This is a genomic window from Streptomyces sp. NPDC037301 (assembly GCF_055602785.1).
Window position 1 is genome coordinate 25,161 of record NZ_JBVJWD010000041.1, and the last position, 20,982, is coordinate 46,142.

The following is a 20,982-nucleotide window of genomic DNA, read 5'->3' on the forward strand; positions in this document are numbered from 1 at the left end:
CCGGGGATGTAAGGTCTGGGCCAACCGGAAGAGGGGGGCCTCATGTCCATCCGCACCAACGCGCGCGGCGCTGCAACGGCCGTGGCCGCGGCGGCGGTTCTCGGAGCGTTCCTGGTGGGCTGCACCAGCGTCTCCACCTCGCAGGGACCGGGCGACGACGTTCCCTATGCGGCGCCGTCCGCGAAGGCGTCGGCCGTGGCCAAGGCGGCCGACGACGCCACCGCGGCGAAGAGCGCCTCGGACGAGGCGAGTGCGGAAGCCGGGGCCGCCGGGAACAGGCCGGAGGCCGTACGCGACGCCTTCGCGGGTCTCCAGGCCACGCTGAACGACAGCTGCACCCCGGGATCGGCGAACTGTGCCTACTTCCTGGGCCGGGTCAACGACGAGCTGGCGCGCCTGGACAAGGCGATGAAGGCGGACGCCCAGGGCCCCGGCCACTTCAAGGAGCCGCTGGCCTGGATCAGCGCCCTGCGCAAGACGCTCAACGGTGACACCTCCACGGCCAGCCTGGAGAAGCACCGTTCCGAACTGATCGGCACCCGCGACCGCATCAACACCTGGATGCAGGGCCACCCGGAGGACTACCGCTGACGGCTGCCGTCCTGTGCCGACCGCGCCGGGCGGGCCGCGCCGTCACGGGTGATAGAGCGCCCGGGACCGGCCCGGGTCGACCGCCCCACCCTCCTCCGTGGGCAGGCCCACACGCAGGAAATAGTCCGCCTGCCACTCCTGCGTACGGCCGGCCTGGCGATTGGTCGTCTTCACCCAGGGCGGGTAGACGCGGAAGGCGCGCTTCCCACCGGAACCGTTCCTCGACACGATGCCCCGCTCGCAGAGCACGTCCCGCGGAAACACGAACTGCCCGAAATGGCCGGCGTCACGGGTGCTGATGACGAAGAGATCGACAGGGTCCTCGGAGTCGTAGGGCTGAATCGGCCCACCGGCGGACCGCTTCCACACCGTCACGAACTGGCCGACCTTCGTCGGGGTCGTCCTGGCCACCCGGAACCTGACGGCTGCGCCGTCCACGGTGAGTACATGCGCCCCGTACTCGGCGCTCTCCGCCTCGGGCACCGGCCGGGAACATATGAACCCGCACGGGTCGTAGACCAGCGCCTTCGCCGCGAGAAGGTCGGCGTGCATCGGCCCGTCGCACGACCAGGGCTCGGGTGCGGGTCCGGGCCCACAAGACGTCGTCATTCATCCGATTCTGCCATCGCGCCGCAGGCGGGGCGCCGACGAGTGCATGGAGCCGACCGCACCCGTGCTCGGCCGCCGCGGCCGGCCCCGAAGCCCCGCCCGGCCGGCGGGGCTTCGCCATGCCCTGCCCTCGGCCACTCCGCCGCCCTCCCGGCGCTATGCTTGGCGCACGATTTGAACTCGTTCAAAAGGGGGAACGGTTCATGCCTGAGCCGACGGTGCCCGACCGAACCGACACACCCGCCGTCGCCCTGGGCCCCACCGCACTCGTCCTCGGCGCCTTCTCTGCCATCTCCGCCATAGCTGCATGGGTGCCCGGGCTCGCGCTCGCGTTCGTCACGTTCCCATGGGCGATCCTCGCCGGAGCCCTCGCCGTCACCCTCGGTGCGGCGGGCATCCACTACGCCCGCCACGGCACCGGCCGCCTGTGGACCGCAATCGCCGGAACCACCCTCGGCGCCATCGGATTCGTCGGCACCATCACCCTCATCTGGGCGATCAGCGCCTGACCCCGGAGCCCCTGCCGACAGTCACTCGGTCGCCCGACTCCCGCCGGGCGGGCCGCAGTTGCCTCGCCCTGACGAGAGTCTCCATCAAACCCGGAACGGTTCACTGCGGGCCCCGAGGAATCCCGGGGCCCGCAGTGTCCAGCCTGGCGCCCTGGCCTACGAGAGGTCGGTGGTGCCGGTGGCGGCGCGGGGCCGGTTGCGTGCCCAGTGCTGAGCTCACCGCCGACAAGCTCCATCTGCTGGCCGACCTCGTCTCGGTGTACTCCATATGGCTGATTCTTCTGCTTATGCCCTTGTTGATTATGCGGCCGCATGGGTCACTGTGGATATCGAACCGGCGGGTCGCCCATCCCGTGCCGAGGAAACGTGGTAATGGCGACGTCCGCCGGTTTTCTGCGTCTGTGCGCAGGGCGGCTGCCGTGCGGCATCGCATGTCCCTCTGGAACTGCTCGCTCACCTGGATTGCCGGCTGGTTGCCGGCTGTCAGGCGGTGTGGCTGATCGGCCGGTTCGTGGTTTCTCCGTCCGTCTCATCCAGCAAGGGAGAACAGTCATGCCTATCTCTCCGAACGAGGGTTCCACCGGTGGCGGCACTCTGGTGACCATCACCGGCACGAACCTGTCCAACGCCGGCGCGGTGAAGTTCGGTTCCAAGTCCGCGACGGGCGTCACCCAGGTCTCGCCGACCCAGGTCACTGCCGTGTCCCCCTCGGGGGCCGGCACGGTCGGTGTCACCGTGACCACCCCGGGCGGGACCAGCAACCCGGTGCCGTTCTTCTATGTCGGCGCCCCGTTCGAGTCCTCACTGAGTGCCACCTCCGGCCCGCTGGGCGGCGGCAACAGCATCACCGTCAACGGCAACGGGCTGTCCACCGCGACCAGTGTGTCCTTCGGCGCTGTCACCGCCACCCCGACGGTGATCTCCGACAGTCAGGTCAGCGTCACAGTGCCCGCAGGTGCCGCGGCCGGAACCGTGTCGGTGAGTGTGACGACCGCAGGCGGCACCAACAACGGCCTGTCCTACACCTACATCGACAACCCCACCATCACCACCATCGCCCCCAACTCCGGCCCGGCGTCCGGAGGGACGGCAGTGACCATCACCGGCACCAACTTCGACACGACCGACTCGGTCACCTTCGGTGCCGTTCCCGCCCCGTTCACTGTCATCAACGCGACCACCCTGTCCGTGGTCGCCCCGCCCACCACCGACGGCGCGCCCGGCCCGTCAGACGTCCGGGTCACCAACGCCGCCGGGACCGCCCTGGCAGCAGACGGATTCACCTACCTCGCCACTCCCGGCATCTGACCAAGAGTCCCGGCCGTGAGACGGTCCATCGGACCGTAGAGCGGCGACCGCGTCGACGTAGGCGCGGTCGCTGAGGGGCAGGGTGGTCATGCCGATCACGTCCCCGGCCTGGGAAGGGTCTATGAGTGTGACCTATCCGCGCTCGACCTCCGCGGCCCGGCCCGTCAGCAGCCCGAGCACCCGCCCCAACTGCTCGCGGGCGCCCGGATCGGTGATGACCGCGTCCGCGTCGACCGCGTTCCGGTCCACGGTGATCCGTACGCAGGCCGGCTCCACGATGTCCGCACCGGTGTAGCCGAGCACCGTCCGCAGCGTGGCCTCCGCGCCCTGGCCACGGCCGGGGGCGGCGGCGTTCACCCACGCGGTCGGCTTGTCACAGATCTCGGTGCCGCCGACCGTCCAGTCCAGCAGATTCTTGAACGCCCCCGGCAGGGTCCCCGCGTACTCCGGCGTACAGACCAGAACGGCATCCGCCTCGTCGATCGCCGCACGCAATGCGACCACCGGCTCCGGCAGCGGGTCGGCGTCGTCATCGGGATTGAAGTGCGGGAGCGCCGCGAGGCCACCGTAGAGAACGGTCCGCACGCCCGCAGGCGCCACAGCCTGCACGGTGCGCAACACGGTCTCGTTGGAGGAGCCGCTGCGCAGACTTCCGGACAGCAAAAGGACCACACGGTGCGTCGGCATGTCCCGTCAACCAGTGACGGGCGGCCCTCATTCCCCGCATGAGAGAGGGGCCGCCCCCGGGACGGCCCCTCTCTCGGTCTGCGCGATGCCGGCGGGATCAGCCGAAGGCGACGGAGCGGAGCTTCAGCCGGCTGGAGGCGTGGCCGCCGTTCGGCCGGAGGAGGAAGAATTCGCCCTCGCAGTCGACGCCGGTGAAGACAACGGCGGTCGCGTCGGTGTTGTTCCGCGGAGAGTGGGCGGGGCTCGACGAACCGGGGTCGGCGACCTCGGGCAGGGTGATGCACACCCTGCTCGGCGGGTCGAACAGGAAGGCGACCCGCGGGGAGCCGTCGAGACCGCTGTACATGTAGCCGAAGTCTCCGGAGGCCGCGCCGGCCGAGGTCGGCACAGCGACGATGAGCGCGAGCGCGCCGAAGGCGGCAGCCACGGTGGAACGAAGACGCATGAAGGGCACTCCTTGTGCGGGAAAGAAATCGGAACCGGCCCAAGTCTGTGCCGCTGACCTGCGGTTACTGTCAGATATAGGGTTCCGTCACCCGGACGGGAGCTGCCGAATCGGTTCTGCCGACGGCCATGTGGGTCATGTGCCGCGCTCGCCGAGTTGACCGCCGCCGCAGCCGCTCACGACAGCACGGGCGGCGCTTCGGAGGCGGGGTCCGGTCGTTTGGTGGCGCGTACGGTGTCGAGGTACTCGCCGATGGCGTCCCTGTTGCAACTTGAAGGTGCTCTGCGAGGTGTAGAGGGCATGACCGAGGAGGGTGAGCAGCTGCAGTGTTCCCACTCCGGCAACAGCTCCGAATGCGCCCCCGCGCACAGCCGACCGCTCGGAACTCTCACTCTGCGGCGTGGCATTGACGGCCCCCTGGGCGTATTGATCAGGAGCGTCGAGAAGGGCCTCACGCACCCCCGGAGAGCAGGGATACCCGCACCTCGAAACGAGCGAGTACCAACATCCGGGTGATCTCAATCGTGTTGATCATCACGCCGTGCTCACTGAACGTATGAGCTAGCGTTCCGAAAGTGATCAACACCTCAATCCCCTCTGACCAGGCCTCTTCAACCGTCGCAGCGCTGACGCAGGCGCTCTTCGGCGAACGACTGGATCAGCTCCACGAGCCCTGGCGCAAGCTGTTCAGTACTGAGCCGTTCAGCTTCAGAGAAGGGCTGTCGCCTGATGAACGTGCCGCACTGTCCTACGAGCGTTTACGTCTGATCAACGAGGCGCTCGACAGCCCCGAGGACTTCGTGGTCGATGTGGAACGACTCGCGGCACTCCACGAATGGGTCGGCCCGGTGGACGCGGGATTGGGAACGGTGGCGAGCATCCACTACAACCTCTTCCTCGGCAGCCTCCTGGAGCACACGTCGGGCCCGAACCGCGATCTGCGGGAGTTCGTCGAGCTGCGGCGTACAGGAACGTTTCTGTGCACGGAGGCCGGGCACGGCAACAGCGCCTCCCAACTGGAGACCACCGCCACGTACGACCGAACCGCGGGCGAGTTCGTGCTGAACACTCCCAGTGCGGCCGCCCGCAAGTTCATGCCGAACACCAGCTCCACCGGCGGTCCCAAAACCGCTGTCGTCGCCGCCCGCCTCATCACGGACGGCAAAGACCAGGGCGTCTTCCTGTTTCTTACTCCGCTCAGCGACGAGACCGGGCGACCGATGCCAGGAGTCGAGATACGCAGGCTGCCTCAGACAGCCACCGCCCCTGTCGACCACTGCATTACATCCTTTGACAACGTCCGTCTGCCACAAGAAGCGCTTCTGCAGTCCGACCACGGACGCCTCACACCGGAAGGCGACTTCACGAGTTCGATCGGCAGCCCCCGAAAGCGTTTCCTGCACTCCATCGGCCGCGTCACCGCCGGCAAGCTCTGTATGAGCGCCTACAGCCTCGGCGTCACGCGCCACGCGCTCGCTGTGGCCGTACGGCACGCCCACGCGAGGCAGACTTCCGGCGTGACAGCCGGCGGCAGCGTTCCGCTGTTCGCTCACCGCAGCCACCATGCTCCGCTCCTCGACGCCATCGCCACCACCTACGCCGCGACTCTCCTGCACCGCGCCGCGGTACGGCAGTGGGCGCAGGCAACGGAGCCGGAGCGGGAGAACGGTGAGCGGTTCGCAGCCATAGCCAAGGGCTGGATCACCTGGCGGGCCCGCGCTGTCATGACCGAGTGCCGCGAACGCTGCGGTGCACAGGGGCTCTTCCTGGCCAACGGAATCGCGGGTCAGTTGGCAGCCAACGAGGGAACCATCACCGCGGAGGGTGACAACCTCGTCATCTGGGTCAAGGCCGCCGGCGAAATGCTTCTTGGACACTTCACTCCGAAGGAGCCCCGTGACGCGCCGCCCGAGGCTCGCGACCTCGACGATCCGTTCTTCCTCCAAGACCTGTTGGCGGACATCGAACGCATCTGGCACCAGCGTGCACGTACGCGCCTGCGCAGCGCACCGGCCGGCAATCCCCTCAACCGATGGAACACCGCCGTCACACCGGCTCTGGAACTGGTCGACGCCTACGCACACAGCCAGGCTGCCCAAGCTCTTCTGGACGCCGCCGACCAGGCTCCTCACCCCGAAGCGCAGCGCCAGCTGCGTTTGCTGCACCGCCTGTTCACCCTGCGCCGTGTGGCGGCTCACAGCGGAGACCTGCTTGCGGAGGGCTACCTGACCAGCGCTCAGGTGAGGCAGCTCCCCGACGCGGCCGAGAGCGTCGTCGCAGACCTCGCACCCGAGGCCTTGACCCTCACGAACGGATTCGCCGTCGTGGAGGACGTTCTCCGTGACCATCCCATCAACCATCCTGATGCCTTCGATGGCATCGAAGGCAGCCTGCTGCGCCGGTGAGAGCATCGGAGTGAGATCCCCGAGCCGTGCGCCCGGCGGCGTCGTGCCGGTAAAGGGCGTGTCACCACAGGGGACACGGCCCTAGAGTGGCGCGGTGATGACCCGGATGATCGTGCTCAACGGTGGCTCCAGCTCGGGGAAGTCCGGGATCGCCCGGTGCCTGCAGGCGGTCCTGCCGGACCCCTGGCTGGCCTTCGGGGTCGACACACTGATCCAGGCGATGCCCGCGTCCATGCAGGCGTCGGACGCGGGCATCGAGTTCGCTCCGGACGGTGAGGTGACCGTCGGCCCCGATTTCCGTACGTTGGAGACGGCGTGGATCGAGGGTGTCGCCACGATGGCCCGGGCCGGAGCCAGGGTCATCGTCGACGAGGTCTTCCTCGGCGGGGCGGCGTCCCAGCAGCGATGGCAGAAGGCGCTCGGCGGAGTGCAGGTGTTGTGGGTCGGCGTCCGGTGCGAGAGCGCGGTTGCCGCAGCCCGTGAGATCGCGCGCGGCGACCGGGTCACGGGAATGGCGGCGTCGCAGGCGGACGTGGTCCACCGGGGCGTGATCTACGACCTGGAGGTGGACACGACGCGGAGCGAGTCCATGGAATGCGCGCGGATCATCGCCGAACGCATCGAGTGATCCATCGGGTTGTTGCGGCCGCTTCCGGCGACAGCACTACACGTCGCCGAGCTCCAGCTCACCGACGACCTGATCCCCGCTCATCTCCCCGGTCAGCCGGAACCCGAGCTTCAGATAAAACCTCTCGGGCCCGTGCGCCCCGGGAACCCAGGTCACGGTCGTACGCGTCTGCCCGCGCCGCCGTATCTCCTCGCACACCGCCTCCACGGCGAAGCGGCCGTAACCGCGACCCTGTTCATCGGCGGCGATGTTCAGCCGCCAGAGCCCGGAGCGGAGCCTGTCGTCCGGCTTGTCCGGATCGAACCGGACATCGAAGAAGGCCATGACGAAGCCCACGAGCCGCTCACCGTCGAAGATCAGCCGGGGCCAGGCGACCTCGGGTGCGGCATACGCCTGAGCCAGCGACCAGGCGACCGGCTTCACGAGCCCGTCCTGGTCGGGGCGTACTTTCAGCAGGCAGGCGGCCTCGACGTTGTCGGACGTGACCTCTTCGAGGCGAAGTGATGAAGACATGTCTGCAACCTACAGAGCGTGCTGAAAAACCACTGGTATTAACAGCCGGCGCACGATGCAGGAGCGCCTTCGCCCCCGCTACGGCCATCGGGCCGTGACGGGGGCGTCTGAACGAACTCCCTTGCAGGAAGCGTCAGTTGGCGGGCGCCTGGTACAGGCCTCGGCCGGCGCGGTGCGCCCGGGAGGTGCCGACGAGCCGGTCCAGGGTGCTGCGGACGGTGTTGATGCTGCTGGGGGTGAGCTCACGCCCCAGGGCCTTCGTGACCTCACGGGCACGGACAGGTGTGTCGCCGAACGTGGACAGCACCTTCATGGCCATCTCGGTGAGGCTGCCGCTGTCGTCGACGGCGGGTGCGGCAGGCGCTGCCTTCTTCGTCGCCCTGGCCTTTGCGGGCTTGGCGTCCTTTGCGGGCTTGGCGTCCTTGACGGGCGCGGTGGCCTTTGCGGGCTTGGCGTCCTTGACAGGCGCGGTGGCCTTCGCGGGCTTGGCGGACTTGGTGGCGACGGCCTTCTTGGCCTGCCCGCCCTCGCTCTTCGGCTTGGCGGGAGCCTGCTTGCGGCCCTTGGGTGCAGAAGTCTTCCGGGCGGTGCGGCGCGCGGGGGCGGCCGCTGCCGGCTCCTGCGGGACCTCCGCCGGGACGGCGGAGTCAATGGACTTCTGAGCCTGCTGCGGAATCTTGGGAGCCGCAACGCTCTCGGTCTCCGCCGCCTTGACGTCCACGGCTTCTGCCTTGACGTCCTCCGCCCTGGCCTCCTGCGCCTCCGTGGTCGAGGAGGAAACAGGGGAAGTGGACAGCGAACGCAGCGCCGTCAGTGCGGTCCGCACCGATTCCAGACGCTCGGTGACGGTCGCGAGCTCCTTTTCCAGGGTTTGCTGGTGCTGCTCCAGGCGCGGAAGTTCCGCCTGCAGCAAGGCAGTTGTGGCATCGATGGTGCCGAGTGTGTTGGTCTCGGAGGTCATGTTGTCGCCCTTCTCTCCCGGCCGACCGATGGTGACCGATATGTTGCAGCGTACGGGGCGTTGTGTTGTGGCCGGAAATCGACCTCGGTGCGAACTTTCAAGAGCCACCTTCAGCACTGACTGCCAGTCTCCTGAAACTCCCTGCCGCGCGTCCCGGAGACGGCCTGATCGGCACTCGTTCGGACGCACATGCTTCACCGGAGCCGAGCCCCTCCAGCCGCCTCCTCCGACCCGCTTCCGCCCCCGGTCGCCCGCCGTCAGCCGCCGGCCACATCGCCGCCGCGCGAGGCGGCCTCAACCATGCGAGCCGTAGTACTGGCACCGTCCAGCGCCTCGCGGATGATGTCCGCGTGCCCACTGTGGTGCGCGATCTCCCGGAAAACATGCAACAGCACGTGGCGGACGGTCCAGGTGATCGGTTCCGGCGGCGACCACGGGTACTGCGGGAGAGTCACGAGGCGGTCGAGGTCGGGCTCCTGCCGGACCGTGCGATCGAACTCCGCTGCCGCCGCGTGGAAGGCATCGAGCAGCCCGGCCAGGGTCTCGCCCTTGGTCATCCGGTTGCCGTCGGGGTCGAGATCGGCCCAGTCGACCTTGCCCGGCGCCGTACCGTCGACCACCGCGAGCCACGTCCGTTGTACTTCGCCGAGATGCTTGATCAGGCCGCCGAGCGTCAGCTCGCTGACGGTGGCGGCGATGCCGGCCTGCTCATCGCCGACGCCCGCGACGGTATAGAGAAAGTTGGTGCGCTGATCAGCGACGAGCGTGAGCAGATCGTCGCGCTCACCGCCCGGTAAGTCGTTCGCGCTCGTCGTCCCCATGGGTCTTGGCCCTCCTGGTCGGCTCGTGGGAGCCACACTAGGGTCTCTCTGGATTGTGATCATGTGGCGGGGCGGAGGCTGCGGAGCCGGATCACCGCCCTGCGCAGGTGGAGCGCGGCGGAAATTTCCGACCGGCCCAAGGAACGTCCACATGCCCGGGACCCATACGCTTTCCCTGCCGCTTTCGGCAGCAGCGGCCGGCGCCGTCGTGGAACTGACCGAGGCCGAGCAGAACGCACTCGTCGCCGTCGTCGAGCAGCTGACCCCGAAGGGGTTCGCGGACGCCAGGATCGACGATCTCCGCCGGCTGGACGCCGCACGTGATGCCTTCGTGCAGCACTCAGGGGTGCACGGGAGCTGAACTGCCGTACACCCCTGCGGTGTTGACGTGGTGCGTCGGCCTACTGGCGGGCGTTGATGACGTCCGCCGGGCGTCCGCCGAGTGCGACGCGACCGGGGACCAGCGTCGCCACCGCGGTGAGCACCGCGGCGAAGCCGAGGACCCCGAGGAACATCGGCAGGTCGACGGACGGCTGGGCGACGCCCGTCATCCCGACGCTGAAGGCGGTGAGCACCGCGAGCGAGATGGCCGTGCCGAGCACCGCGGCGACCAGGACGATCAGGGCGGACTCGATCCTGAGCATCGACATCACCTGGCGGCGGGTCGTGCCGACGAGCCGCAGCAGGGCGAACTCGCGGGTGCGGTCCGAGACCGACATGGCCAGGGTGTTGACCACGGCGATCGCGGTGAACGCGATGATCAGGCCCATCGCGAGGTAGTTGACCTCGGCGTTGGACTGCTGCACGTCGGCCTGGAGGTCGTCGACCTGGGTGCGGTCGAGGACGCCGATGCCCGGGAAGCGCTTGAGGGCGCCGGTCAGTTGCTCGCGGCCCGCCTTGCCGTCACCGGCCGTCTTGACGAGGACGGAGGAGGCGAGCGGGTTGTCGACGTGCCGGGCGACCAGGTCGTGCGACATGGTCAGGTCGCCGAATCCCAGACCCCGTTCGTAGACGGCGGCGACCTTCAGCTCGGCCACGGTGGCGTCGCCGAGCGTCACCTTGAGCGTGTCGCCGGGCTTCTTGCCGAGGTGGTCGGCGGAGACGTCGCTCATCGCGATGCTCTTGTCCCCGAAGCCCTTGAGACTGCCGCGGGAGACGTCCGGGTCCCAGTTCGTGGTGAGGCCCTGCGCGGAGATGCCCTGCGCCGGGTACTTGTCGAGGCCGACGCGGACCTGGGTCCGGACGATCTCGGTGACCTGGGTGACGCCCGGTACGGCGCGCAGCGCGTCCGCCGCCTGGGCGGGGACGCCGGGGCCGTTCGAAGCGACCACCCAGTCTGCCTTGTTGCCCGCCTTGGCCTGGGCCGAGGCGGCGTCGCCCATGGTGGTCTGCACGAACAGGACGGTGCAGGCCATGCCGATGAGCAGGACCAGTGGGGTGACGGCAGCGGCCATCCGCTTGGCGTTGGCCCGGGCGTTGGCGGTCGCAAGGTGGCCGCCGACGCGCGAGAACTTCAGCGGTATCCCGAGGATCGCGACGGCGACGCGGGCGATGACCGGGCCGAGCAGCGAGACCGCGACGGCGAGGACCACGACGGACAGGAACGTGACGGGCTGCGAGGCCGGTTCGGTGTGCAGGAAGCCCAGCAGGACGACCACACCGATGCCGAGGGCCAGGACGAGCATTCCCACGCCGAGCCGTCCCCACGCGAAGTGGCGCTGTTCCATGGACGCCTCGGACAGGGCCTCGGCCGGGCGGATGCGGGCGGTGCGGCGTGCGGAGATGCGGGCCGCGACCCACGCCCCGAGCAGGGCCGCGCCGAAGGCGGCGGTGAACGGCACGAAGCTGAAGGTGAGTTCGAGGGTGTCGGGGATGGCCTTGAAATCGATGAACTTGCTGTGCAGCCAGTACGCGATGGGCAGACCCACGACCGAGCCGAGTCCGCCCGCGAGGCCGCCGATGATCAGGGCCTCGCGGCCGATCAGCTGACGGACCTGCTTGGGGGTCGCGGCGACGGCGCGCAGCAGGGCGAGCTCGCGGTATCGCTGTTGGATGGAGAGCGCGAATGTGCCGACGACGACGAGGATCGCGACGAGCAGCGACGTACCGCCCATGGCGCCGCCCATGGAGACGAGCTTGACCCGGGCCTTGCCCGCGTCGAGGAACTCGATGGGGCCGCGCTCGCCACCGGTGGCGACGGCGTACTTGCGGCCGTCGCCGGCGAGGGCCTTCTTGGCCTGGTCCGCGAGTTCGCTCGCCAAGACGCCGGGCTTGGGCAGCAGGCCGACGGCCGCGACCTGGCCGGCCCGTCCGGAGAGGTCGCGGGCGGTCTCGTCGGAGAAGAACAGCGAGGTCTGCTGGTGCAGGTCGCCGCCCTTGGCCGCCGCGATGCCGCTGACCTTGTACGTCGTCGGGGCGCCGGTCGACTGGATGACGAGGCTGCTGCCGGTCTTGAGGCCGGTGCGGGCTGCGAGTTCCCGGTCGAGGACGACCTCGTCGGCGCCCGCGGGTGCCTTGCCGTCGGTCAGCTCGAACGGGGTCAGTGCGGCGGAGGACCAGGCGTGGCCGTAGGACGGCTTGCCGTCGATGCCCGGCACGATCCGGCCCTGGGGGCCGACCGCGTACGCCGGGAAGTTCGTCTCGGCCACCGCCTTGCGTACACCGGGCAGGCCGGCGAGAGTCTCGGTGGTCCCCGCGGGCAGCCAGACCCGCTCGGCCAGCGGCTTCGCCTTGTGCTTCTTCTTGACCTTGCCTTTCTTCTCCTTGATGGTGGTCTGGTGGACGTTCTGGTCGGCGCCGACGATGACTGGGGCGGCGGCGTAGCGCTCGGTGGCGATGGTGCCGCGCAGACCGGTCTCCAGGAGGATGCCGCAGGCGGTGACCAGGGCGGCGGCGCAGAACAGGGCGAGGAAGGCGCCGATGAAGCCGCCCTTTCTGGCCTTGAGCGTCTGCAGTGCGTAGCGCAGCATCAGGCCCACGCTCCCAGGTGTGTCATGCGCTCGGCGACGAGGTCGGCGGTCGGGGCGTCCATCTGTCCGGCGATCTTGCCGTCGGCCAGGAAGAGGACGGTGTCGGCGTACGAGGCGGCCACCGGGTCGTGGGTGACCATGACGACGGTCTGGCCGGTCTCGGTCACGCAGGAGCGCAGCAGGGAGAGGATCTCCTTGGCGGTCACGGTGTCGAGGGCGCCGGTCGGCTCGTCGCCGAAGATGACGTCGGGCCGGGTGATGAGGGCGCGGGCGATGGCGACGCGCTGCTGCTGGCCGCCGGAGAGTTCGGCGGGCCGGTGGGCGGCCCGGCCGCCCAGGCCGACGCGGCCGAGGATCTCGTCGAGCCAGTTCTTGTCGAGGCTCTCGCCCGCGAGGCGCAGTGGCAGCTCGACGTTCTGACGGACCGACAGGGACGGGATGAGGTTGAACGCCTGGAAGACGAAGCCGATGCGCCGGCGGCGCAGCTTCGTCAGCTGGGTCTCGTTCATGTCGTTGAGCTGGGTGTCCCCGATGTAGGACTGGCCCGTGGTCGGCTTGTCGAGGCCGGCCGCGCAGTGCAGGAACGTCGACTTGCCGGAGCCCGACGGGCCCATCACCGCGGTGAAGGAGCCGCGCTCGATCCCGACGGAGACCCCGTCCAGGGCACGGACGCCGCGGTCGTTCCTGCCGTACACCTTGGTCACGTCGGCCAGACGAAGGGCGTGCCCCCGGTTGACCGTGTTGTAGCCGTTGTCGAGGGAAGGGCCGCTCGTCTCGGTCACCATGTTGCGACCTGTCCTCTCCATAGTGCGGTTCCGGGTCTCAGGGGGTGATTTTCGAGCGTATATGGCATCGAGTCGAGCGTGGTCCGTAGTTCTGTATTCGATCTACTCCGGGGCCGTTTGGGGAAGTTGACCCGGTGCTCGCCGGTGGGCCGAGGCGCGTCCGCGGCGCTGCATCTGGGCCCGGCGGCGGCCGGAAAGGCCGCGTACGAGGCGACCACCCAGGGGGCCGGCGGCCGGCCCGCGGTGAGGCCGTGGACCACGGCGGCGGCCCAGCCGGCGTACGAGGCCCCGCGCAGGACACGGAACGGGCGGATCCGGCGGCAGGTCGCGAAGACACCGCGCCAGACGCCGGTGGCGGCGGCCAGCAGGAAGAGGTGGCAGGCCAGGGCGCCCAGCGCGTGCCGGAAGTCGGCCGCTGTGGGGAGCAGTTGGCGGGTGAGGAGGGCATCGCCGGGGCCGATGCGGTGGCCCGCGATCTTCACGGTGATGTGCAGGGCCAGGAAGCCGATGCCGAGGAGTCCGGCCGCGCGGCGAGGCAGCTCTCGGGCGTCTTGCCGTAGCGAATGGTGATCCCGCGCCACGCCTTGATCTTGTTGGTGCAGCGTTCCACGGTGTTGCGGTCTTTGTGGAGCTCGGCGTCGTGGGAGACGGGTCGTCCGCCCCGGCTGCCCTTCTTCTTGCGGTTGGCGGCCTGGTGCAGTCCCGATGGCCGGCTCCGGTCGTCTCAGCTCCGTACGTCCCCGAGTGTCCAGACCTCCTGGCCGGCGGGCGGCGTCTGTCGCGCACCGGTGCGGTCCAGTCCCAGCCGCAGAGCCATGACAATCAGTGCGGCGACCGCGAACCCGCTTCCTGCCCAGGCGAGTTGACGGGCACCGTACTCTGCCAGGACCCAGCCCCCGACCGCGGTTCCGACGGTGATGCCGAGGTTCGAGAACGAGATGAAGAGGCTGTTGCCGAACTCGGGCGCGTCGACGGCGTCCCTCCCCAGCCAGCTCTGGCTCACGACGAGCCCGCCCGAGTGCACGGCCCCCCAGACCAGTACGGCCAGGACCATCGGCGCGAACAGCGGGCCGACGGAGTACAGGAGTACGTAGACGAGCAGACACAGGACGGGGTAGGCGACCACCGTGCGAATCAGGTTGCGCCGCAGCAGCCCGCCGAAGACGAAATTGCCGAGGATCATGATGACGCCGAACGCCATCAGCATGGCGCTGACCCAGGTGCCGTCCATGTGCGTGACCTGGCCGAGGTACTCGGCGAAGTAGCCGTAGACCGAGAACATCGCCGCGAAGACGAGGACGACCGACGTAATGGTCAGCCACATCCGGGACCGCTTGAGAACGCTCAACTGGGCACCGTAGGACACCCGTTGCCCGACAGGCATCGACGGAACGAACCGCAGGATGCCGAGGAAGGCGATCAGGTTGACGAGCGCACCGAACCAGAACGCCGACGCCAGGGACACATGCTCGGCGAGGTACGAGGTCAGCGGCACACCGAAGGCGAAGCCGACGGTGACTCCGCCGAACACGGTCGTCGTGGCCCGGGTCGCGTCCCCGGCGGGCACCAGCCGCGCGGCGGTCGCGAGCGCGACCGCGAAGAACACCGGATGGAAGAGGGCGGGAACGATGCGGAAGGCCAGCATCACCTCGTACTGCGTGGTGAGCGCGTAGACGGCATTGGAGACGGCGAACACCGCGATTGCGGCGGCGAGCACCTTCTTGCGGTCGACGCCGGAGGCGAGCAGTGTGGTGAACGGCCCGGACACGGCGATGACCAGGGCAAAGACGCCGACGAGCCACCCCGCGGCGGACGGCGTGACACCGAGCTCGGCCGAGACCTGGGGGAGTACGCCGACCATGCCCATCTCGGTGGTGATGATCCCGAACACGCCCAGGGCGAGCACCAGGACGGTGAGGGAGGTCTTTCTCATCGCGACCTTTCATCAAATCTAGAAAAGTAGATACATTGAGTTGCGGGAGAGGGTATGCGCGCGGAAATCGGGTGGGCTACAGGTGGACTACAGCTCGTCGCGGACGTGCGCGGCGAACTCGGCGATCATCGTTTCGTCGCGTCGGTAGTACGTCCACTTGCCGATGCGTTCCGAGGTGAGCAGCCCCGCGTCCTTCAGGGTCTGCAGGTAGCCGGACACCACCGACTGTGCCAGCCCGGCGCGCTTCTGGATGTCGCCGACGCACACGCCGATGTGGAAGCCGAGCCCCTGCTGCCGGTAGGAGTCCTCGTCGAAGTGCTTCTCCGGCTCCTTGAGCCACTGCATGAACTGCAGGCGCGCGGGGTTGGCGAGCGCCTTGTGTACGGCCAGGGGGTCCATCGGTCTGCCTCTCCGTCCGCCTCTCCATGGGGATGCATCTAGCTTTCGCGATATGTAGTGGCAAGTCAAATCGACCGGAAGGGGTGAAGCCGAATTCGACGAACCGCAGACCGCGGAGGAGTACGTACGGCATCAGGCTCCGAGAAACGCCAGCACCGCCAGGACCCGGCGATGCCCGTCCGTGCAGACCGGCAGATCGAGTTTATTGAAGATGCTGCCGATGTGTTTGTTGATGGCGGCTTCGCTGATGAACAAGTGCGCCGCCAGGTTCGCGTTGGACCGTCCTTCCGCCATCAGGCTCAGTACCTCCTTCTCGCGGGCGCTGAGCCGCCCCAGAGGGTCGGGGTGGAGCTTGACGAGCTGGTGGATCACCTCAGGGTCCACCACGGTCCCGCCGGCGGCGATGTGGTCGAGCGCCGCCATGAAGTCGGCGACCGCACCGACCCGTTCCTTCAGCAGATAGCCCACCGCGGCGCCGTTGCACGAATCGAGCAGTTGCAGGGCGTACGACCGCTCGACGTACTGACTGAGCACCAGCACCGGCAGCCCGGCGTACGTCTCCCGCAGGGCGACGGCCGCACGCAGCCCGTCGTCCCCGTTCGAGGGCGGCATCCGTACGTCCGTGATCACCAGGTCCGGCCGGTCCCGGTGAACGGCCTCGACGAGTGCGTCCGCGTCGCCGACCACGGCGAGCGTCTCGTGGCCGAACCGCTGCAACAGGCCGACCAGCCCTTCGCGCAACAGGACCGCGTCTTCTGCGAGGATCACGCGAAGTGACATGGGATCTCCACATGGAGAAGAGTCGGACCACCGGTTGGGCTCGACACGCGCATGCGGCCGTCCAAGGCGGTGAGCCGGTCGGCAAGGCCGGTCAGACCGGTTCCGACGGCCGGATCAGCGCCGCCGTGTCCGTCGTCCGTGATCTCGAGGACCAGCATGTCGGAGTGGTAGCGGCCGTGCACTTTTGCGCTCCGGGCGCCGCTGTGTCGCGCGATATTCGTCATGGCCTCGTTGATCAGGTAGTACACGTTGGTCTCCAGCTGCCGGGGAAGTCTTCCTGGCAGCTGGAGATCGACGGTGACCGGGACGGGGAAGCGGCTCGCATGGTCCTCGACTGCGGCGACCAGGCCGTGGTCCGCCAGCACCGAGGGACTGAGCCCACGGATCAGACTGCGCAACTCCTGGTGAATGGCGGAGAGTTGGTTCTCGGCCTCGGTGAGCTGCGCGGCGAGCGGGGACCCCTCGGGGATGTCCAGACGCATCAGACCGAGCGTCATCCCGAGCGAGACCAGCCGTTGCTGCGCGCCGTCGTGCAGGTCGCGCTCGATGCGTACGCGCTCCGCGTCGAAGGAGTCGATGAGCCGCACCCGCGACGCGTGCACCTCCTTCAGCGACTCCCCGAGCTCGTCGTCGCGCGGGGCGAGGAAGGTCCGGGCGAGCGCGGCGCGCGCACCGGCCCACGACGTCACGGTGTACGGCGAGGCCAGCAGGACGATGGCGCCGAAGACCGCCCATGGCCAGGTGGCGCTGTCGACCGCCTGGAAGGTCAGCGCCGGCAGACCGAAGGAGAAGGCGAGCACCAGCAGGTCCAGCCACCACAACGCCGCCACGGAGATGAGCGTGAAAAGCAGTTCCCGCCAGGTGACCTGTTCGGTCAGGCGGGTCGACATCCAGGCCCGGAAACCGGGCTCCTCCGGCCGCCGGTGCGGGTCCGGCATCCCGTCGAGGTCGACGAGACGCAGTCGGAGCCGCTCGACCGTCGCCACGGTGATCGAGGACAGGACGACGCCGACGAGGGGGGCCACGCCGACCAGAACCACCAGCAGGATCAGCCCGGCCACGAGCCCGGTCACGAACACCGCCACGGCGGCCGCGCCGACCACGACACCGGTGGCCAAGTACGCCAGTGACCGCCACGGCCAAGTGGAGGTCAAAAAGCTCAGTGGACGCTGAGTCATCGCCTGCCAAGCCGTTCTGGGACGCATGGGGCAACGGTATGGCAGGCGACTGTTTCACCGCGGTAGAGCTAGCACTACTTGCGAAGTAGAGCGCAGATCAATGTGGTGCACCGAGTCGCTCCACTGAAATCGACCCCATGACCACTACCAGGCAGGCACCCGCATCGGATGCGGTTCAGCTGCAGACCGTCCGGAAGATCTACGGGGCCGACGACCGCTCGGTCGCCGCGCTGGACGGCGTTTCCATCGGTTTTCCGCGCGGGACGTTCACCGCCATCATGGGGCCGTCCGGCTCCGGGAAATCCACGCTGCTGCAGTGTGCGGCCGGCCTGGACCGGCCCACCGAGGGGCGGGTGATGCTGGCCGGCGTCGACATCGGCCAGGAGAGCGAGAAGCAGCGCACCAAGCTGCGGCGCGACCACATCGGCTTCGTGTTCCAGGCCTTCAACCTGGTCGAATCGCTGACCGCGGCGCAGAACGTGGAGCTTCCGTCCCGTTTCGCCGGGCGCCGAGTCAGCCGGCAGCAGGTCGACGCCGGGCTCGCCGCGGTCGGGCTGGCCGAGCGGGCCGGCCATCGGCCCAGCGAGCTGTCCGGTGGTCAGCAGCAGCGCGTTGCGCTCGCCCGCGCCCTGGTGACCCGGCCGGACGTGCTGTTCGCGGACGAGCCCACCGGTGCCTTGGACACCGCCACCTCGCGTGAGGTGCTGCGGATGATGCGCCTGCTGGTCGACAAGGAGGGGCAGACCACCCTCATGGTCACCCACGACCCGGTGGCCGCTGCGGTCGCCGATGTGGTCGTGTTCCTCAAGGATGGCCGCCTCGCGGACCGGATCAGCCTCAGCCGCGACTCCGACGGCCGCAACGCGGCCTCGATCGCGGCGCACATGGCGAGCCTGGAGGCGTGATGCTGGTCTTCGCGAACGTCCGTGAACGCTGGGCCGGCTTTCTTGCGGCCTTCGTCGCGGTACTGGTCGGCGTGGCGCTCATCACCACCACCTTGATCATCTACGACTCCTCCCGCCCCAAGGTCCAGTCCCGGCTGTCGGCCGCCTCCGCGATCGCCATCCCCGACCAGGCGGTCAACCAGGACAAGACCCCGGAAGACCGGGTGCCGTGGAGCCGCGACGAGGCCCAGCCGCTGATCGACAAGTTGGGCGCGGCGCCGGGCGTGGGCTCCGTGGTGGTGGACCGCTCGTTCTACGCGCAGGCGTTCCTCGGCAGCAAGCCGGTCGAGGACGAAGGAGCCCTGGAGGCGGGGCACGGCTGGTCGAGCGCACGGCTCGCGCCGTACAACCTCGTCACGGGACGGGCGCCCGCCGGGGCCGACGAGGTCGTGGTGGACCGGGCGCTCGGAGTGGCGGCAGGCACGACGCTCACGGTGAACATCACCGCCGGGCGTACCGAGTTCCGCGTGGTCGGTACCGTGGACGGACCGGGCTACTACTTCACCGACGACTTCGCCACGCGGCAGCAGCCGGGCGTCGGCGCCATCGCGATCCTCGCCGACAAAGGCGCGTCCGTCAGCGACATCAAGGCAAGGGCCGAGAGAGTCGTCGGCGACAAAGGCACCGTGGTCTCTGGCGACGGCCGATCCGCGCTCCAGCCGGCGTACGTGGAACACAAGCGGTTCCTCGGCACGCAGCTCATCGGAGCCATGGCGACGCTCGGCCTGTTCACCACCGTCTTCGTGGTCGCGTCCATGCTGGTCCTGGCGACTGGGCTGCGGCGGCGGGAGATCGGTCTGCTGCGGATGATCGGTGCATCTCCGAGCCAGGTGCGCCGAATGATCCTGGGCGAGGCGGGCCTCATCGGCCTGCTGGGCTCGCTGGCAGGCTGCCTGGTGGGCATCGGGGCCGCGCCGCTGCTGCGCAATATCCTGCAGGGGCTCGACGTGACGCCCCCGGAGCTCAAGGTGCGGGTGGCGATGTGGCCGCTGTTCACGGCGGCCGCGATCGGTGTCGGCGTCAGCGTCCTGGGGGCGTGGTCGGCCGGCCGGATGGCCGCGCGGGTGGCGCCGATCGAGGCACTGCTGGACAGCAGGGCGAATAGCCGGATGATGAGCCGCGCCCGTTGGACCGGCGGCCTGACCGTGCTCGGCCTCGGTGTGGTGCTCGCGATCGTGACCGCCACTGTCGGTGCCGACGCCCGGATCAACATGGCGATCTTCGCGACGATGGTGCTCATCGTGGCGGCGGCGCTGCTCGCCCCGGTGTGCGTCGGCCCCGTCGGACGGGCGCTCACCTCGCCCTTCAAGCGTCTCGGCTCGGCCGTCCCGCTTCTCGTGCGGGCGGAACTGCGCGCCGACTCGCGCCGGGCGGCCTCGCTTGCGGCCCCGGTGATCGCGGCTGTCGGTTTCGCCGTCCTGCTCAGCGGCATGGGGGAGACGATGCGTGTGGCGTACCCGGCGGGCGACGCGCTCAAGCTCATGGGACAGCTGATCGTGACGCCGGACAAGACCCCGGGCAACACCGACGAGGCGGTCGCCGCCAACCCGGTGGGCAAGGCCGCGCTGCCGACCCGGGCCTTCGTCCGCGACAAGGACGGCACGCTCACCGTCATCGACGCGCTCGGCTCGCGCGATACGCGCTGGAACAAGCCGGGCCAGGCGGTGCTTGGCAACAAGATGGCGGACTTCCTCGGTGTGAAGGCCGGTGACGACCACGCGGTGAGGTTCGCCGACGGTGCCACGGTGAAGCTGCGCATCGCCCAGGTCCTGCCGGACGACCCCGCCCGAGGCGACTTCGTGATGTCCCGTCAGCTCGTGCGCGCGCACGACCCGGCCGCGCTCACCGACGACATCTTCGTCCCGTTGAAGTCGAAGCCCGCCTCGGTCGTTCCCGGCACGGCCGTGCACGACGCGGTGCAGTACGCGCTCGACGACTACGCCACCGACGCGAAACTGACCGACAGCCTCGCGGTCATGCTGATCGTCATCGCCGTCGGCTACAGCGGGATCGCCGTGGCCAACAGCATGGCCATGACCGCGCACGGCCGGCGCCGCGACTTCGCCGTGATGAAGTCGGCCGGCGGCACGGTACGGCAGCTACTGCTGTTCTCCGCTGCCGAGACCACCCTCGTCGTGGCCGTCGGCGCGGCACTCGGCGTCCTGGTGACCTTGGGCCCGCTGGCCGGCATGGCGTCCGGACTGTCCCAGGCGACCTCCACGGATATCGGCCTGCACCTGAACCTGTCCACCATCGCCGCGGTGATCCTCGGCTGCCTCGTGCTGGCAGTTGGGGCGAGCGTGGTCGTCACCTGGCGGACCATGCAGCGGGAGGCGGCGTAGGACGGCAGCGCGAGGCACACAGGCCGGGCCCGCGGCCCGGCCTGTCGGCGTTCGTCGCCGGCGTGCTCGCTGGGAGATGCGGTTCTGCCCCGAGCGCGTAGTGGTGCTGTCCCGGGTCTACGCCGGGGGTGCTTCTCAGAGGCGGGCCGCTGTTGTGAACATGGAGACCGGCCAG

Annotated in this window: 21 protein-coding genes and 1 pseudogene; 8 read left to right on the top strand and 14 right to left on the bottom strand. The window is 69.1% G+C overall.

All coding sequences use genetic code 11. The features are described from left to right. The first annotated feature begins 42 nt into the window (after positions 1-42). On the top strand, positions 43-591 hold the full coding sequence (locus tag ACZ7IB_RS38050; RefSeq protein ID WP_470919026.1) for a hypothetical protein: 549 nt from the start codon (positions 43-45) through the stop codon (positions 589-591). 42 nt (positions 592-633) lie between these two features. Here the strand turns inward: ACZ7IB_RS38050 and ACZ7IB_RS38055 are convergent, their stop codons facing one another. After that, entirely contained in the window at positions 634-1,200 is a 567-nt protein-coding gene (locus ACZ7IB_RS38055; protein ID WP_470919027.1) for a MepB family protein, read from the bottom strand. 203 nt (positions 1,201-1,403) lie between these two features. Between ACZ7IB_RS38055 and ACZ7IB_RS38060 the strand changes: the two genes are divergently transcribed. After that, positions 1,404-1,709 (top strand): hypothetical protein, encoded by a 306-nt coding sequence (locus ACZ7IB_RS38060; protein WP_470919028.1) that lies wholly within the window; start codon positions 1,404-1,406, stop codon positions 1,707-1,709. Between the two features lie 552 nt (positions 1,710-2,261). Beyond that, positions 2,262-3,017: an IPT/TIG domain-containing protein gene (locus ACZ7IB_RS38065; RefSeq protein ID WP_470919029.1), complete on the top strand. Its 756-nt coding sequence runs from the start codon at positions 2,262-2,264 to the stop codon at positions 3,015-3,017. 132 nt (positions 3,018-3,149) lie between these two features. On the opposite strand, the gene ACZ7IB_RS38070 is transcribed toward ACZ7IB_RS38065, so the two are convergent. Then, positions 3,150-3,704, bottom strand: a complete 555-nt coding sequence (locus tag ACZ7IB_RS38070) for an NADPH-dependent FMN reductase (RefSeq protein ID WP_470919030.1) — start codon at positions 3,702-3,704, stop codon at positions 3,150-3,152. A 97-nt stretch (positions 3,705-3,801) separates the two neighbouring features. Continuing rightward, positions 3,802-4,149: a hypothetical protein gene (locus ACZ7IB_RS38075; protein ID WP_470919031.1), complete on the bottom strand. Its 348-nt coding sequence runs from the start codon at positions 4,147-4,149 to the stop codon at positions 3,802-3,804. Positions 4,150-4,724: 575 nt separating this feature from the next. On the opposite strand from ACZ7IB_RS38075, the gene ACZ7IB_RS38080 reads away from it, so the two are divergent. Continuing rightward, entirely contained in the window at positions 4,725-6,554 is a 1,830-nt protein-coding gene (locus tag ACZ7IB_RS38080) for an acyl-CoA dehydrogenase family protein (RefSeq protein ID WP_470919032.1), read from the top strand. Between the two features lie 106 nt (positions 6,555-6,660). After that, positions 6,661-7,182: a chloramphenicol phosphotransferase CPT gene (gene cpt, locus ACZ7IB_RS38085; RefSeq protein WP_470919082.1), complete on the top strand. Its 522-nt coding sequence runs from the start codon at positions 6,661-6,663 to the stop codon at positions 7,180-7,182. A gap of 36 nt (positions 7,183-7,218) precedes the next feature. Here cpt and ACZ7IB_RS38090 read toward each other — a convergent pair whose 3' ends face one another. The 3 genes from ACZ7IB_RS38090 to ACZ7IB_RS38100 all read right to left on the bottom strand — a co-directional run bounded on the left by ACZ7IB_RS38090 (position 7,219) and on the right by ACZ7IB_RS38100 (position 9,477). Continuing rightward, positions 7,219-7,695 carry a GNAT family N-acetyltransferase gene (locus tag ACZ7IB_RS38090; protein WP_470919033.1) on the bottom strand — a complete coding sequence of 159 codons (477 nt, stop codon included), beginning with the start codon at positions 7,693-7,695 and terminating at the stop codon, positions 7,219-7,221. 133 nt (positions 7,696-7,828) lie between these two features. After that, positions 7,829-8,656, bottom strand: coding sequence for a hypothetical protein (locus ACZ7IB_RS38095; protein ID WP_470919035.1), 828 nt, complete (start codon positions 8,654-8,656; stop codon positions 7,829-7,831). A gap of 257 nt (positions 8,657-8,913) precedes the next feature. Beyond that, the gene (locus tag ACZ7IB_RS38100) at positions 8,914-9,477 is read right to left on the bottom strand and encodes a DinB family protein (protein ID WP_470919036.1); all 564 of its coding nucleotides are present in this window, start codon (positions 9,475-9,477) and stop codon (positions 8,914-8,916) included. Positions 9,478-9,628: 151 nt separating this feature from the next. On the opposite strand from ACZ7IB_RS38100, the gene ACZ7IB_RS38105 reads away from it, so the two are divergent. Continuing rightward, entirely contained in the window at positions 9,629-9,838 is a 210-nt protein-coding gene (locus ACZ7IB_RS38105) for a hypothetical protein (RefSeq protein ID WP_470919037.1), read from the top strand. Positions 9,839-9,878: 40 nt separating this feature from the next. On the opposite strand, the gene ACZ7IB_RS38110 is transcribed toward ACZ7IB_RS38105, so the two are convergent. The 8 genes and pseudogenes from ACZ7IB_RS38110 to ACZ7IB_RS38145 all read right to left on the bottom strand — a co-directional run bounded on the left by ACZ7IB_RS38110 (position 9,879) and on the right by ACZ7IB_RS38145 (position 17,548). Next, positions 9,879-12,446, bottom strand: a complete 2,568-nt coding sequence (locus tag ACZ7IB_RS38110; RefSeq protein WP_470919038.1) for an FtsX-like permease family protein — start codon at positions 12,444-12,446, stop codon at positions 9,879-9,881. Beyond that, positions 12,446-13,231: an ABC transporter ATP-binding protein gene (locus ACZ7IB_RS38115; RefSeq protein ID WP_398631818.1), complete on the bottom strand. Its 786-nt coding sequence runs from the start codon at positions 13,229-13,231 to the stop codon at positions 12,446-12,448. The genes ACZ7IB_RS38110 and ACZ7IB_RS38115 overlap by 1 nt, the downstream gene beginning before the upstream one ends. After that, positions 13,225-13,812, bottom strand: coding sequence for a hypothetical protein (locus ACZ7IB_RS38120; protein ID WP_470919039.1), 588 nt, complete (start codon positions 13,810-13,812; stop codon positions 13,225-13,227). The genes ACZ7IB_RS38115 and ACZ7IB_RS38120 overlap by 7 nt, the downstream gene beginning before the upstream one ends. Then, positions 13,710-13,940 (bottom strand): annotated as a pseudogene (locus ACZ7IB_RS38125) (hypothetical protein); the annotation flags it as partial. The gene ACZ7IB_RS38120 and the pseudogene ACZ7IB_RS38125, both read right to left, overlap by 103 nt. A 15-nt stretch (positions 13,941-13,955) precedes the next feature. After that, on the bottom strand, positions 13,956-15,164 hold the full coding sequence (locus ACZ7IB_RS38130; protein ID WP_470919041.1) for an MFS transporter: 1,209 nt from the start codon (positions 15,162-15,164) through the stop codon (positions 13,956-13,958). 87 nt (positions 15,165-15,251) lie between these two features. Then, positions 15,252-15,563: an ArsR/SmtB family transcription factor gene (locus tag ACZ7IB_RS38135; RefSeq protein ID WP_470919042.1), complete on the bottom strand. Its 312-nt coding sequence runs from the start codon at positions 15,561-15,563 to the stop codon at positions 15,252-15,254. A gap of 132 nt (positions 15,564-15,695) precedes the next feature. Beyond that, complete coding sequence (locus tag ACZ7IB_RS38140; RefSeq protein WP_470919043.1) at positions 15,696-16,343, bottom strand: response regulator; 648 nt, start codon at positions 16,341-16,343, stop codon at positions 15,696-15,698. After that, the gene (locus tag ACZ7IB_RS38145) at positions 16,328-17,548 is read right to left on the bottom strand and encodes a sensor histidine kinase (RefSeq protein ID WP_470919044.1); all 1,221 of its coding nucleotides are present in this window, start codon (positions 17,546-17,548) and stop codon (positions 16,328-16,330) included. Before ACZ7IB_RS38145 ends, ACZ7IB_RS38140 begins: the two co-directional genes overlap by 16 nt. A gap of 110 nt (positions 17,549-17,658) precedes the next feature. Here ACZ7IB_RS38145 and ACZ7IB_RS38150 point away from each other — a divergent pair, with 110 nt between their 5' ends. Together ACZ7IB_RS38150 and ACZ7IB_RS38155 are read left to right on the top strand one after the other, a co-directional pair. Further along, complete coding sequence (locus ACZ7IB_RS38150; protein ID WP_470919045.1) at positions 17,659-18,426, top strand: ABC transporter ATP-binding protein; 768 nt, start codon at positions 17,659-17,661, stop codon at positions 18,424-18,426. Further along, positions 18,426-20,807 carry an ABC transporter permease gene (locus tag ACZ7IB_RS38155; RefSeq protein WP_470919047.1) on the top strand — a complete coding sequence of 794 codons (2,382 nt, stop codon included), beginning with the start codon at positions 18,426-18,428 and terminating at the stop codon, positions 20,805-20,807. Before ACZ7IB_RS38150 ends, ACZ7IB_RS38155 begins: the two co-directional genes overlap by 1 nt. Positions 20,808-20,982 lie beyond the last annotated feature (175 nt).